13 protein-coding genes are annotated in these 13,043 nt (G+C 72.3%); 6 read left to right on the top strand and 7 right to left on the bottom strand.

Going from position 1 to position 13,043, the window contains the following annotated elements; all coding sequences use genetic code 11:
• Window positions 1–11 precede the first annotated feature (11 nt).
• Both O7597_RS06135 and sodN read right to left on the bottom strand, forming a co-directional pair.
• Window positions 12–419, bottom strand: coding sequence for an anti-sigma regulatory factor (locus O7597_RS06135; protein ID WP_164447716.1), 408 nt, complete (start codon window positions 417–419; stop codon window positions 12–14).
• A 212-nt stretch (window positions 420–631) separates the two neighbouring features.
• Window positions 632–1,036 (bottom strand): superoxide dismutase, Ni, encoded by a 405-nt coding sequence (gene sodN, locus O7597_RS06130; protein WP_093405250.1) that lies wholly within the window; start codon window positions 1,034–1,036, stop codon window positions 632–634.
• Between the two features lie 25 nt (window positions 1,037–1,061).
• Between sodN and O7597_RS06125 the strand changes: the two genes are divergently transcribed.
• From O7597_RS06125 to O7597_RS06115, 3 genes are all read left to right on the top strand, one after another.
• Window positions 1,062–1,454, top strand: a complete 393-nt coding sequence (locus O7597_RS06125; protein ID WP_281582222.1) for a S24/S26 family peptidase — start codon at window positions 1,062–1,064, stop codon at window positions 1,452–1,454.
• Window positions 1,455–1,589: 135 nt separating this feature from the next.
• Window positions 1,590–2,768: an NADP-dependent malic enzyme gene (locus tag O7597_RS06120; RefSeq protein WP_269738137.1), complete on the top strand. Its 1,179-nt coding sequence runs from the start codon at window positions 1,590–1,592 to the stop codon at window positions 2,766–2,768.
• A gap of 64 nt (window positions 2,769–2,832) precedes the next feature.
• Window positions 2,833–3,795: a zinc-binding dehydrogenase gene (locus tag O7597_RS06115; RefSeq protein ID WP_269738136.1), complete on the top strand. Its 963-nt coding sequence runs from the start codon at window positions 2,833–2,835 to the stop codon at window positions 3,793–3,795.
• A gap of 14 nt (window positions 3,796–3,809) precedes the next feature.
• Here the strand turns inward: O7597_RS06115 and O7597_RS06110 are convergent, their stop codons facing one another.
• Window positions 3,810–4,790, bottom strand: a complete 981-nt coding sequence (locus O7597_RS06110; RefSeq protein WP_281582221.1) for a chlorophyllase — start codon at window positions 4,788–4,790, stop codon at window positions 3,810–3,812.
• Window positions 4,791–4,858: 68 nt separating this feature from the next.
• Between O7597_RS06110 and O7597_RS06105 the strand changes: the two genes are divergently transcribed.
• Complete coding sequence (locus tag O7597_RS06105) at window positions 4,859–5,026, top strand: hypothetical protein (protein ID WP_269738134.1); 168 nt, start codon at window positions 4,859–4,861, stop codon at window positions 5,024–5,026.
• Window positions 5,027–5,038: 12 nt separating this feature from the next.
• Here O7597_RS06105 and O7597_RS06100 read toward each other — a convergent pair whose 3' ends face one another.
• Window positions 5,039–6,157 carry an acetate kinase gene (locus tag O7597_RS06100; protein ID WP_281582220.1) on the bottom strand — a complete coding sequence of 373 codons (1,119 nt, stop codon included), beginning with the start codon at window positions 6,155–6,157 and terminating at the stop codon, window positions 5,039–5,041.
• The gene (pta, locus tag O7597_RS06095; protein ID WP_281582219.1) at window positions 6,154–8,238 is read right to left on the bottom strand and encodes a phosphate acetyltransferase; all 2,085 of its coding nucleotides are present in this window, start codon (window positions 8,236–8,238) and stop codon (window positions 6,154–6,156) included. Before pta ends, O7597_RS06100 begins: the two co-directional genes overlap by 4 nt.
• Before the next feature lie 392 nt (window positions 8,239–8,630).
• Between pta and O7597_RS06090 the strand changes: the two genes are divergently transcribed.
• Together O7597_RS06090 and O7597_RS06085 are read left to right on the top strand one after the other, a co-directional pair.
• Complete coding sequence (locus O7597_RS06090) at window positions 8,631–9,536, top strand: hypothetical protein (protein WP_281582218.1); 906 nt, start codon at window positions 8,631–8,633, stop codon at window positions 9,534–9,536.
• Window positions 9,529–11,718 carry a glycosyltransferase gene (locus tag O7597_RS06085; RefSeq protein WP_281582217.1) on the top strand — a complete coding sequence of 730 codons (2,190 nt, stop codon included), beginning with the start codon at window positions 9,529–9,531 and terminating at the stop codon, window positions 11,716–11,718. Before O7597_RS06090 ends, O7597_RS06085 begins: the two co-directional genes overlap by 8 nt.
• Before the next feature lie 63 nt (window positions 11,719–11,781).
• Here the strand turns inward: O7597_RS06085 and O7597_RS06080 are convergent, their stop codons facing one another.
• Window positions 11,782–12,846, bottom strand: a complete 1,065-nt coding sequence (locus O7597_RS06080; protein WP_269738129.1) for a glycoside hydrolase family 6 protein — start codon at window positions 12,844–12,846, stop codon at window positions 11,782–11,784.
• Between the two features lie 4 nt (window positions 12,847–12,850).
• The gene (locus tag O7597_RS06075) at window positions 12,851–13,030 is read right to left on the bottom strand and encodes a DUF6104 family protein (protein WP_269738128.1); all 180 of its coding nucleotides are present in this window, start codon (window positions 13,028–13,030) and stop codon (window positions 12,851–12,853) included.
• Window positions 13,031–13,043 lie beyond the last annotated feature (13 nt).

Here is a 13,043-nt window from a genome sequence, read left to right as displayed (position 1 = left end):
GGGACCCCCGGTCACCAACCGGAGGCGCGCCGGGTGAGCAGCGAGATGGTCGCCCGGCCGTCGGCCGCTCGCGCCCCCGCCGAGGTGGTCAGCGCGGTGAGCACCTTCCACGCGAACGACGACTCCGCCGGCAGCCGGGCACCGGGCACCGTCGGCACGGTCACCTCGACGGTCAGCGCGTCCTCGGTGACCGAGAAGCGGCAGTCCAGTTCGGCATCCGCGGCGGCGATGGCGAGCAACATCGCGCACGCCTCGTCGACCGCGATGCGCAGGTCCTCGATCTCGTCCAGGGCGAACTGGAGACGGGCCGCGAGGCCGGCGGTGGCGGTACGGAGAACGCTCAGATAGCCGCCGTCCGCGGGCACGGTGAGGTGCACGATGTCGTCATCGGTCGTCGGCTGGCCGGTCAGTTGAGTCACCACTCATCCCCCCGGTCGGGGACTCTACCCGCTCGGGCCGCCAAACGGTTGACGACGCCTCAGCGCGGCGTTCGAGCGGCACGGGTGAACCACAGCGGAGAGCCGTTCGGGAGCGAGGCCGAGGACCAACGCGTCGGCGGTCGACGCGTCCGCGAGGGACACGTCGACCGCCGACGCGATGAATCAACCTCAGGTGCCGTACGCGGGCGAGGTCACGCCTGCTTGGTCTCCCAGAAGATCTTGGAGATCTCGTCGATCTTCTGGAGCAGCTCGTCCGCCTTGGTCGGGTCGGTGGCACCCTTGGCGCCGGCCGCCCCGGCCAGCTTGGTGGCCTCGTTGAAGAGCTGGTGCAGGTGCGGGTACTTCTCGAAGTGCGGGGGCTTGAAGTAGTCGGTCCACAGCACCCAGAGGTGGTGCTTGACCAGTTCGGCCCGCTGCTCCTTGATCAGGATGGCCCTGGTGCGGAACTCCGGGTCGGTGTTGGCCTGGTACTTCTCGCAGATCATTTTCACCGACTCGGCCTCGATGCGGGCCTGCGCGGGGTCGTAGACACCGCAGGGCAGGTCACAGTGGGCGCTGGCGCTCACGCGGGGCGCAAGGATGCGTGGAAGTCGCATCGGGATCCTCCATGGGAAGTTTGCGATGATCCAAGACGACATTACTCCTGGACGGTGGTCCCCGAGGCCGCTGGAGGTGAAACCCGTGCCCGCCCCCCGGCTGCGGTGGCCGCTGTCGGCCGTGCTGGTGACCGGACCGTCCATGGCACCCACGCTGCGCCACGGCGACGCGGTACTGGTGCGCCGGGGCGGCCGGGCGACCCGGCCCGGTGACGTGGTGATCGCGGTGTTCCGCAGCCGACCGGACCTGCTGGTGGTCAAGCGGGCGATCCGCCCCGTCGACGGCGGCTGGTGGCTGGCCGGTGACAACGGCCTGGTCACCGACGACTCCCGCGCGTACGGAGTGGCAGACGTGTGCGGCCGGGTGGTGGCCCGGTACTGGCCCCGACCCGGCCGGATGCCGCCAAGACCGTTATGAACCTGCTCACATACTGGACCCTCGGGCGTGACTATGCTCGGAAGTGCCCGGGTGACCCCCCGCACCGCCGCCGCTCGCTCGCCTCACCGTGCGCCCGACCGGCCGGCCCAGTTGCTCGATTCTTCTGGAGTCACCATGTCTTCGTCCACCGTGGACCCTGCTGATCCCGTCTTCCAACTGCACCGCGGCGGCAAGATGGCCGTCGTCTCGACCGTGCCGCTGACCAGCCGGGACGACCTGTCTCTCGCGTACACCCCGGGTGTGGCCCGGGTCTGCGAGGCGATCGCCGCCGACCCGACCCTCGCCCACGACTACACCTGGGCCTCGCGCGCCGTCGCGGTCGTCACCGACGGCTCGGCCGTACTCGGTCTCGGCAACATCGGCCCGAGCGCCGCGCTGCCCGTGATGGAGGGCAAGGCCGTGCTGTTCAAGCAGTTCGGTGGGGTCGACGCGGTACCGGTCTGCCTGGCGACCCAGGACGTCGACGAGATCGTCGCAGTGGTCACCGCGCTCGCGCCGTCGTTCGGCGGCATCAACCTGGAGGACATCAGCGCTCCCCGCTGCTTCGAGGTGGAGCGGCGACTCGACGAGGCGCTGGACATCCCCGTCTTCCACGACGACCAGCACGGCACCGCGATCGTCGTGCTGGCCGCGTTGCGCAACGCCGCGACGCTGCTCAACCGCAAGCTCGGCGACCTGCGGGTGGCCGTCAGTGGCGCGGGAGCGGCCGGCGTGGCGGTGACCAGGATGCTGGTGGCCGGTGGCGTGGACCCGGAGCGGGTGGTGGTCTGCGACTCCCGGGGCATCATCTCCCGGCAACGCACCGGCCTCACCGGGACGAAGGCCGAACTCGCCGAACTGACGAACGCCGACGGCCGGCACGGCGACGTCACCGAGGCGCTGCGCGACGCCGACGTGCTGATCGGGGTCTCCGGCGGGCTGATCCCGGAACGGGCGGTCGCCGGCATGGCCCCGGGTGGCATCGTGTTCGCGCTGGCCAACCCCACTCCGGAGGTGGATCCGGAGGTGGCTGCCCGACACGTCGCGGTGGTCGCCACCGGCCGCAGTGACTACCCGAATCAAATCAACAACGTGCTGGCCTTCCCGGGTGTGTTCCGGGGGGCGCTGGAGGCCCGGGCCAGCCGGATCACCGACGGCATGAAGGTCGCCGCGGCCGACGCGATCGCCTCCGTGGTGGCCGAATCGCTCACGCCCGAGGCCATCGTGCCCTCGCCGCTGGACCCACGGGTGGCACCGGCGGTCGCCGACGCGGTGGCCGAGGCGGCCCGCCGGGACGGCGTGGCCCGCGCCTGAGTTGTGCGAAGGGCCCTGTCACCCACGCACAGGGCCCTTCTTAACGGGCGCTCAGCTTGTTACGGTGCGGATCATGCGTGCCGCCTTCGCCTCCCGTTTCGACGACGCCGACCCGCTCGCCGCGCTCACCGTCGGTGAACAGCCCGAGCCGAGCCTGCCCGACGACGGCTGGGTGCCGCTGCGCGTCACGGCCAGCTCGCTCAACCACCACGACCTCTGGTCACTGCGCGGCGTCGGGCTCCGCGCCGAGCAGTTGCCGATGATCCTCGGCTGCGACGCGACCGGGGTGGACCCGGACGGCAACGAGGTGGTCGTGTACCCCGTCGTGCCGACACCGGGCGACCCGCGCGGGATGTCCATCCTCTCCGAGCACTTCCCCGGCACGCTCGCGGAGCGGGTGGCCGTACCCCGGTCGAACCTGCTGCCGTTGCCGGCGGGGCTGCCGGCGACCGACGCCGCGTGCCTGCCGACGGCCTGGCTGACGGCCTGGCGGATGCTCACCACCAAGGGTCGGGTCGACGACGCCGACGCGGTCCTGGTCCAGGGCGCCGGCGGTGGCGTGGCCACCGCGGCCGTCGTGCTGGCCGCCGCGATGGGCAAGCGGGTGTACGCGACCAGCCGCGACGCCGCCAAGCGCGACCGCATCACCGAGTTGGGCGCGACCGCCGTGGAACCGGGCGCGCGGCTGCCCGAACGAGTGGACGTGGTGATCGAGACGGTCGGTGCGGCCACCTTCGACCACTCGTTGAAGTCGGCCGCCCTGGGTGCCCGGATCGTGGTCTCCGGTGCGACCGCCGGCCACGAGCCCACCGTCAACCTGCGCCGGGTCTTCGCCATGCAACTGGAGATCCTGGGCACCTCGATGGGCACGCCCGACGAACTGGCCGCCCTGCTGGCGTTCTGTGCTGAGCGGGGAGTGCGTCCCGTGGTCGACAGCGTGGTGCCGTTCAGCCGCGTCGGCGACGCGTTCGCCCGGCTGCACTCCGGTGACGTCTTCGGCAAGGTGGTCGTCGACCACACCGCGTGAGTTCCGCGCGCCGCCTACAGGTTGTCGTCGAGGGTGGCGATGTCGTCGCGGGAGGCGGCGGTGGGGATGCGCTTGCGGGCTTCGGCGTCGCCGTAGAGCGTCCACCGCAGGAACTCGGTGGTGGTCTCGGCGACGACCCGCAGCGCGGCACCCTCGCCGCGCAGCAGGGCGCGGCCGTGGTCGCCGTCGGGCAGGCTCAGCATCGCCTTGGGCCACGGCACCTTGTCGTACACCGCCTTGCCGGCGGCGTACCGCACCACCTCGTCGGCCTCGCCGTGCACGAACAGCTGGGGAGCGGCGGCACCGGCGAACGCGGTGCCCACCCCCAGGCCGGTACCGGCGAAGACGATTCCGGCGGCCAGCCGCTCGTCGCGGCCGGCGGTGAACAGCCCGATGGTGGTGACCCCGCCCGCCGAGTGGCCGGCGGCGGCCACCCGGTCGGTGGCCAACCGCCCGCGTAGCGGGTCACCGTCGCGGGCGTCGAGGGCGAGCACCCGGGTCAGCGCGTACGACACGTCGGCCGGCTGGTTGAGCACGTCGAGCACGTTCGGCTCGTCCCCGCCGCGGGAGGTCTTCGGGAAGGTCGGCGCGGCCACCACGAAACCGGCGGACGCCCATCGGGTCAGCAGCGCCTGGTAGTCGTCGGGACGGCCGCCGAGGCCGTGGCTGAACATGATCACCGGAAACTTGCCGTCGGCGGCGTCGGCACCACTTGTCGGCTTTCCCCCGGCCCGGCCGGTCGCTGGATACCAGACCGTCACCGGCAGCGGCCGGTCGCCGTCGCGGTTCAGCTTGAGCTGTCGTACGCCGAGCGCGAAGGTGCCGTCCGGGGCGCTGCCGGCGGGGATCGCCGGTGCTGACGGCGCGGCAGTCGCGGTGGCCTCCGGTGTGGGCGTTCCCGCCCCTTCGGTGGGCTCACGGTCGGCGGAACACCCGACCAGAGCGCTGGCGACGAGGGCAGTGGCGACCAGAGCAGAGGCAGCACGACGTGACATGACTCCGATTGTGCCCGGCCCTGGTCCAGGGCACGGAGGGCTGGACCGGTTTCGCTAAGGTTCCCGGCATGGCTGAGAACTACACCGACCCGAGCGGCAACACCGAGGCGTTCCGCGCCTTCGCCAACCCGGAGGCCGCTCCGGCGGAGACGGCGTCGCGTACCGGTCTGATCATCGGAGCGGCCGTGGTCGCCGCGGTACTGCTCGCCCTCGCCACCTGGCTCGCCTTCGGCTGACCGGTCGGGGCGTCAGCCGCGGGCCGTGACCACGGCCCGGGCGGCGCGGGCGATCTCCCGCTCCTCGTCGGTGCCGATGACGCACACGGCGACCTCCGCGCCGTCCGGTGAGATGAACCGGTCGCCGCGGCCGTCGTTGCGGTCCGGGTCGACCGTGATGCCGAGCCGGTCCAGTCCGGCCAGCGCCGCCGTGCGTACCGGTGCCGCGTGCTCGCCGACCCCGGCCGTGAAGGTGACCGCGTCCACCCGACCGAGCAACGCGTAGTACGCCCCCACGTAGCCGGTGATCCGGCGGCAGTAGACGTCGAAGGCGAGCGTCGCGGCCTCGTCGCCGGCCGCCCGGCGGGCGAGCAGTTCGCGCATGTCGTTGACCCCACTGAGCCCGAGCAGGCCGCTGCGGTGGTTGAGCAGATCGTCGATCTCGTCGACGCCCAGGCCGCCCTCGCGGCGCAGGTGGAACACGATCGTGGGATCGAGGTCGCCACTGCGGGTACCCATCACCAGGCCCTCCAACGGCGACATGCCCATCGAGGTGGCGACGCTTCGCCCGCCGGCCACCGCGCACGCGCTGGCGCCGTTGCCCAGGTGCAACGTGATCGTATTGAGCTCCTCGTACGGCCGGTCCAGCAGCTCCGCCGTGCGTCGGGACACGTACGCGTGTGAGGTTCCGTGGAAGCCGTACCGTCGGATCGAGTACCGCTGCGCCACCGCGCGGTCGATGGCGTAGGTGGCGGCGGAGTCGGGCAGCGTGTGGTGGAACGCGGTGTCGAAGACGGCGACCTGCGGTACCTCCGGCAGGGCCTGGCGGGCCACCTCGATGCCGGCGAGGTTCGCCGGGTTGTGCAGGGGAGCCAGTGGCACCAGGTCGGTGATGGCGGCCAGTACCGCGTCGTCGACGAGCGTCGGTGCGGTGAACCGCCGGCCGCCGTGCACCACCCGGTGCCCCACCACGGTGAGGCCGGTCAGGTCCAGGCCGTCCAGGATCTGCCGGATCGCGCCGGTGTGGTCGCTCGGACCGCCGCCGGGCTCGCCGATCCGTTCCACGGTGCCCCGGTCCAGTACGCGCTCGCCGTCGTACAGCCGGTACTTGATCGACGATGATCCGCTGTTGAGCACCAGCACCTTGCTCACGGCTGCACCTCGGCGAGCGCGGCGGCCTGGATGGCGGTGATCGCCACGGTGTTGACGATGTCCGGCACGGTGGCCCCCCGGGAGAGATCGTTCACCGGCCGGCGCAGGCCCTGCATGACCGGCCCGACGGCCACCGCCCCGGCCGAGCGCTGTACCGCCTTGTACGTGTTGTTGCCGGTGTTCAGGTCGGGAAAGATGAAGACCGTCGCACGGCCGGCGACCGCGCTGCCCGGCAGCTTGGTGGCCGCCACGGCCGGGTCGATGGCCGCGTCGTACTGGATCGGACCCTCGACGGCCAGTTCGGGTCGGCGTTGCCGGACCAACTCGGTGGCCGCCGCCACCTTCTCCACGTCCTCGCCCGCGCCCGAAGCACCGGTGGAGTACGACAGCATCGCCACCCGGGGCTCGATGCCGAACCGGGCGGCCGTGTCCGCCGAGGAGATGGCGATGTCGGCGAGCTGGGCGGCGTCCGGATCACGATTGACCGCGCAGTCGCCGTAGACCAGCACCCGATCGGCGAGCAGCATGAAGAAGACGCTCGAGGCGACGGAGACCTCCGGCATGGTCTTGACGATCTCGAAGGCCGGCCGGATGGTCGCCGCCGTGGTGTGCGTGGCGCCGGAAACCATGCCGTCGGCGTGGCCCGCCCACACCATCATGGTGCCGAAGTAGTTCGGCTGGGCGACGATGTCGTGCGCCAGCTCGGCGGTGACACCCCGGTGCGCGCGCAGCTTCGCGTACGCCTCGGCGAACCCGTCGCGCCATGGGCTGCTCGCCGGGTCCACCACCCGCGCCTCGCCGATGTCCAACCCCAGCTCCCGGGCCCGCCGGGCCACCTCGTCCGACCGGCCGAGCAGGGTCAGGTCGGCGACTCCCCGGCGCAACAGGATCTCGGTGGCGCGCAGGATCCGTTCCTCGGTGCCCTCCGGCAGCACCAGATGTCGCCGTCCGGCCCGGGCGCGGTCGATCAGGTCGTACTCGAACATCAACGGAGTGACCCGAGCGGACCGGCTGACCCGGAGCCGGCCGGCCAGCTCGACGGTGTCCACGTGCGCCTCGAAGGCGCCCAGCGCGGCCTCCACCTTCCGGGGGTTCCCGGTGCTGGGCCGGCCCTCGATCCGGCTCGACGCGGCCACCGTGTGATAGCTGTCGCTGGTTACCGAGAGCACCGCGAGTCGGGCGTTCAGTGCCTCCACCAGACGCATCGCCCGGGGGTCGGGCGGCACCCCGAGAGTGAGCACCAACCCGGCCAGCGACACCTGCCCGGCCACGTGCGCGGCGCTCGCCGCCACCAGCAGATCGTCCCGGTCACCGGGCATGATCAGCAGTGCGCCCTCGGTCAGGTGTTCCAGCAGGGTCGGCACGTGCGCCGCGCCGACGACGTAGTCGAGCACGTCGCGGGCGAGCGCGGTCTCGTCCCCGGCCAGCAGCGTGGCACCCAACGCGCCCGCCACCTCCGCCACCGTCGGTGCGGACACGCTCGGCACCTCCGGGATGGCGTACGCGGGAACCGGCAACCGGGGCAACGCCATCGCCCCGGGAACCCGGTTGGCCAGCACCGCGAGCACGGTCGCGCCGAGGTCCGCGAGATCGTGGTAGGCGCCTCGGGCGGCTGCCGCGATCGCCGACGGCTGCTGCCCGTAACCGTCGACCACCGGTACCACGACACTGCCGAACTCGGTGGCCAGCCGGGCGTTGAAGGCCAGCTCACGTGGGCCGGCGGTGTCACCGGCGGTGGCGAAGTCGCTGCCCACCACGACCATCGCCGCGAACCGCCGCTCCACCTCCCGGTACCGCTCGACGATCCGGGAGATCAGTTCTTCCCGACGACCGTCGGCGACCAGGGCAGTGGCCTCGGCGTACGTGGTGCCGTTCAGGTCTGCCACCGGTAGGCCCACCCGGTAACGCTCGCTGAGCAGGGTCAGGATCGGGTCGGGGCGATCCTGCGCGACCAGCGGCCGGAACACGCCGATCCCGCCGACCTGCCGGGACAGCAACTCGGCGAGGCCGAGGGCGATCGTCGACTTCCCCCCGCCCGAGCCGACACTGGTCAGGTAAACGCTCCGGGCCACGGCACTCACGCTACAAGATCAGGGTGGTTCTCGCGTGGGTCCTCGGGCCCGCCCACCCGGGCCGTCCGGTGACCACCCGTCCGACGAGCGTCCGGCTGACCTCCGGCTCGGCCAGGAAGATCTTTATTTCGGCCCGACCGACCAGGGGCGGCAGCCGGACCATCCGGTCCCTACCACCGTCGGCACGAGCGCAGCCGGTACGTTCGACCTGCTCGCGGCCGGTTTCGGCGAGCCACGGGGAGCCGGGTCGAGGCACCGGGTCGCCTACCGGTCGAGGCGGTGCTCACCCTCCGCGAATCGACGCTCACGCGGCCGCGCCGTTCGTCGGGTGACCTGCGATCTCCGTCCCATCGCCGGGCTCCCCGACTAAGTCGAGAATTGTTCACTCCTAGACTCCCGGCATGACTGCGGACCCGCTGACCAGCGCCGATGCGGCCGACGGCGGGCGGGGACCCGAGCGGACCACGGCCACCGAACCGGCCGCGACGCCAGCGGCCGCACCGGCACCGACGATGGTGCCGCCCGCCGTGGCAGAGGCCCAGACAGAGGTGCGACCGGCCGTACCGGACGCGCCTGCGGTGGTGCCGCCGGTCGTGTTCGGTGCTCCGACCCCCGGGCAGCCGGCCGTGCCGGACGCGCCGACGGTGGTGCAGCCGGTGGTGGACGCGCCGACGGTGGTGCAGCCGGTGGTCGACGCGCCCACGGTGGTGCAGCCGGCGGTGCCGGACGCGGTAACGGTCATGCTGCCGCCGGTGGTGGACGCCCCCACGGTGGTGGTGCCGGGGGACAGCCCCACCACCGTGATGACCGCCGTGGCCCAGCCGCCGCCGGTCTTCGTGGATCCGAGCGGCCGACGTCGATCCCGGCTGCGCTGGATCGGGTACGCCCTGGGTCTGGTGGGCCTGCTCTACACCGGCCTGGTCGTGGCGAGCTTCGCGGGCGGCCCGGTGAACGCCGACACGGTGCTGCCCTTCGTGGAGCCGACCCGCCAGCCCTGGCAACCACCGCCGGCCCCGTCGATTCCCGTCGTGGAGGCACCGCCGAGCACGGCGGCTCCCCGGACCACGGGCGGTGGTGTGCCGCGCCCGCAGGCCACCCCGTCCCGGGCAGCCCGGACGGCGACCAGTCTCCCGGTGCCACCCAGTCGCGCCGCCTCGTCGCCACCGACGTCACCCGCGTCACCGCGACCCTCCCGGTCGACCGCACCCGTGGTCACCCCCAGCGTCGAGCCGTCCACCACGGCACCGGCGTCGCCGAGCGTCGCTCCATCGGACGGCGCCGACGAGGCCGCCCCCGCCGATGACTGAATCGCCGGCGCGGCGGTCCCGCCGGCCGGTACGCGGTCGCCGCGTCGTGCCGCCGCCGAGTTGGACCCTCTTCGGCGTCCTCTGTGCGGTGCTGGCCGCCGTGCTGCTCGTCGGCGCGTACGCCAACGCGTCCTTCGCGCCGGATCGTCAGCAGAGCCACCAGGGGCAGCGCGAGGTGCCGGCGGCGGTGGTCGCCGGTGGCCCGATCATCAGTAGCGCCGGTGGGCGGACCCGGTCGTACCGACTGCCGCCACGCACCGTCGCGCTCACCTTCGACGACGGTCCCGACCCGGTCTGGACCCGCGAGGTGCTGCGGGTGCTGGCCGCCCATCAGGTGCCGGCGACCTTCTTCGTGGTCGGTTCGCAGGTGGCCCGTCATCCGGAACTGGTCGGGGAACTGGCCGCCGACGGCCACGAGATCGGCGTGCACACCTTCACGCACCCGGACCTGACCGTGCTGCCCGACTGGCGGCGACGAATGGAGTACGCCCAGACCCAGTTGGCAATTGCCAGCGCGGCCGGAGTCCGTACCTCGCTGATCCGCTTCCCGTACTCCTCCTACGCCCAGGCCATCGACGATCTGGACTGGCCGGTGTTCGCCCAGGCCGGCGAGCTGGGTTATCTCAACGTGCTCAACGACACCGACAGCCGGGACTGGGCGTTGCCCGGCGTGGAGCAGATCCTCGCCAACGCCACGCCGCCCGGATACTCGGGAGCGGTCACGCTCTGGCACGACGCGGGCGGCGAACGGGCGCAGACCGTCGCCGCGCTCGACCGGTTCATCCCGCTGATGAAGGAGCGCGGCTACCGCTTCGTCACCGTCACCGGTGGCCTGAACCTCGCGCTGGCCGAGGCCGGCGTCGACCACCGGGTCGACACCGGCCAGCCGGCCGGTGCGGGGGAGCGCTGGCGCGGCCGGATGTTGATCTGGGGGGTGCAGGGCGCGGACCGGACGCTGGGTTGGCTCGGGTTCATCTTCCTGGCGGTGGGCGTGCTGACGGTGGGCCGTACCGTCCTGCTGCTCGTGCTCGCCGGCCGGCACGCCCGGCGGCGCCGCGCCCCCGACTGGGCCTGGGGTCCGCCGGTGACCGAGCCGGTCTCGGTGATCGTGCCCGCGTACAACGAGAAGGAGGGGATCGCCGCGGCCGTCCGCTCGCTGGCCGGTGGCGACCATCCGGGCGGCATCGAGGTGATCGTCGTCGACGACGGCTCCACCGACGGCACGGCGGAGATCGTCGAGGCGCTCCGGCTGACTAACGTCCGGGTCGTCCGCAAGCCCAACGGCGGCAAGCCGAGCGCGCTGAACACCGGAGTGGCGCTGGCCCGGCACGAACTGATCGTGATGGTCGACGGGGACACCGTGTTCGAGCGCGACTCGGTGCGACGGCTCGTCCAACCCTTCGCGGATCCGCAGGTCGGCGCGGTCGCCGGCAACGTCAAGGTGGGCAACCGCGACAGCCTGATCGCCAAGTGGCAGCACATCGAGTACGTCATCGGCTTCAACCTCGACCGTCGGCTGTACGAGACGTTGCGCTGCATGTCCACCGTGCCCGGCGCCATCGGCGCCTTCCGCCGGCAGGCGCTGCGCTACGCCGGTGGCCTGACCGACGACACGTTGGCCGAGGACACCGACATCACCATGGCGCTCGGCCGTGCCGGCTGGAAGGTGGTCTACGAGGAGACGGCCCGGGCCTGGACGGAGGCCCCGGCGACGCTGGGGCAGTTGTGGAAGCAGCGGTACCGGTGGAGCTACGGCACCATGCAGGCGATGTGGAAACACCGCCGCTCGCTTGTCGACCGGGGCGCCTCCGGCCGCTTCACCCGTCGCTGCCTGCTGTTCCTGAGCCTGTTCGGGGTGCTGTTGCCGCTGCTGGCGCCGGTGATCGATCTACTCGCGCTCTACGGCCTGTTCTTCCTCGACCGGAGTGCGACGGCGGTGGCCTGGCTGGTCATGCTCGCGGTGCAGACGCTCACCGCCGTGGTCGCGTTCCGCCTGGACCGGGAGAAGCTCAGCGTGCTGTGGGTGCTCCCATTGCAGCAGTTCGTCTACCGCCAGCTGATGTACCTGGTGATGATCCAGTCCGTGACCACCGCCCTCACCGGCGGCCGCCTCGGCTGGCAGAAACTCCGCCGCACCGGCCTGCCCCCCACCCCCACCCCCACCCCCGCCAGCCCTCGTTGATCATGAGGTTAGCGGCAAATTTTGTCCGTTTTGTTGGCGCTAACCTCATGATCAACGGGTTGTTCAGGGGGCGATGAGCGAGATGGCGTAGGTGGGCCAGAACTGGCCGGCGGGGGGTTCGCCGGGACGGCAGTCGCCGTCGGACTCGCCGGGGAACTTGATCCAGAGCAGGGCGTCGACCCGCGGTAGGCCGGGGTCGGCGGTGGGTTCCTCGCCGATCGCCCGGCCCGGCGGGTTGCACCAACTCGGCGCACCGCCGACGCGCTCGGCCGGGTAGGGGCCGTTGCCGTTGCGGCTGGTGTCGACGACGAACGTGGTGTCACCGCCGAGTGCGTCGGAGATCCGGTGGCCGTAGGTGACGTTGTCCGTGGTGCGGACGAAGTTCGCCACGTTGAGCGCGAACCCGTCGGCCTGATCGACGCCGGCCTGGCGCAGGGCTGCCGCCAACGCCTCGACGTCGCGGATCCACCCCGGATGCCCGGCATCGAGGTAGATCCGGGCCCTGCCGGTGCTGGCGAGCACGGTGACCGCGTCGCGCAGCAGGGCGAGCCGGCCGGCGGCGTCGCGGACACAGCCGGCCACCGCGTCGGGCAGCGCACCCGGTTCGAGGACGACGATCACCGGGCGGCCGGCGACACCGGCCGCGACATCGCGGATCCATGCCTGGTACTCCGCGCCGGTACGGGCGCCACCCTCGCCCTGCCGGCCGCAGTCGCGCTGCGGCACGTTGTGCACCACCAGCACGGGTGTCTGGCCCGCGATCGCGGCCTGCCCCAGGAAGGCGTCGACCTCGTCGCGCGCCGCGTCGCCGGTCAGCCACTTGGCGCTGGGCCGGCTGCCGATCGACCGCAGCGCCTCCGCCGCGGTCGAGTCACCCCGGGCCGCGCGCCGCTGTGCCTCCGCCTCGGCCGGATTGGCCGGGTCGAGATAGAACACCGAGGGCACGGGCGGCGGCGCGGAGCCGACCGGGTCGGGTGACCGAGGTGGAACGGGTTCGTCGGAACACCCGGCCAGCAGCAATGCCAGGGCGACGCCGGCCGCCACGGCCGCCCGGCGACCGGACACGATCGCGGGCACGCTCGGCGACGGCCCGCGTCGAGGCCGGGCGACCGCGCGGGTGGTGGACAAGTGATCAGTCTTCGTCTTCGTCGTCGAGCCGGGCCAGCCAGGTGGCGAACCGTTCGATCGGGGTCTCGAACTCCGGGTTCAGGTCGACGAAGTCACGCAGCCGCGTGCCCAGCCACTCCAGGCTGACCTGCTCGTCGCCGCGCCGCTCGACCAGTTCCTCGATGCCCCGGTCGGTGAAGTACATGGGTCTGCTCGCT

Origin of the sequence: Verrucosispora sp. WMMC514 (assembly GCF_027497295.1) — a bacterium.
GTDB classification, from domain to species: domain Bacteria; phylum Actinomycetota; class Actinomycetes; order Mycobacteriales; family Micromonosporaceae; genus Micromonospora; species Micromonospora palythoicola.
The sequence above is the reverse complement of the archived record's forward strand: the minus strand, read 5'-3'. Positions and strand labels throughout refer to the sequence as shown.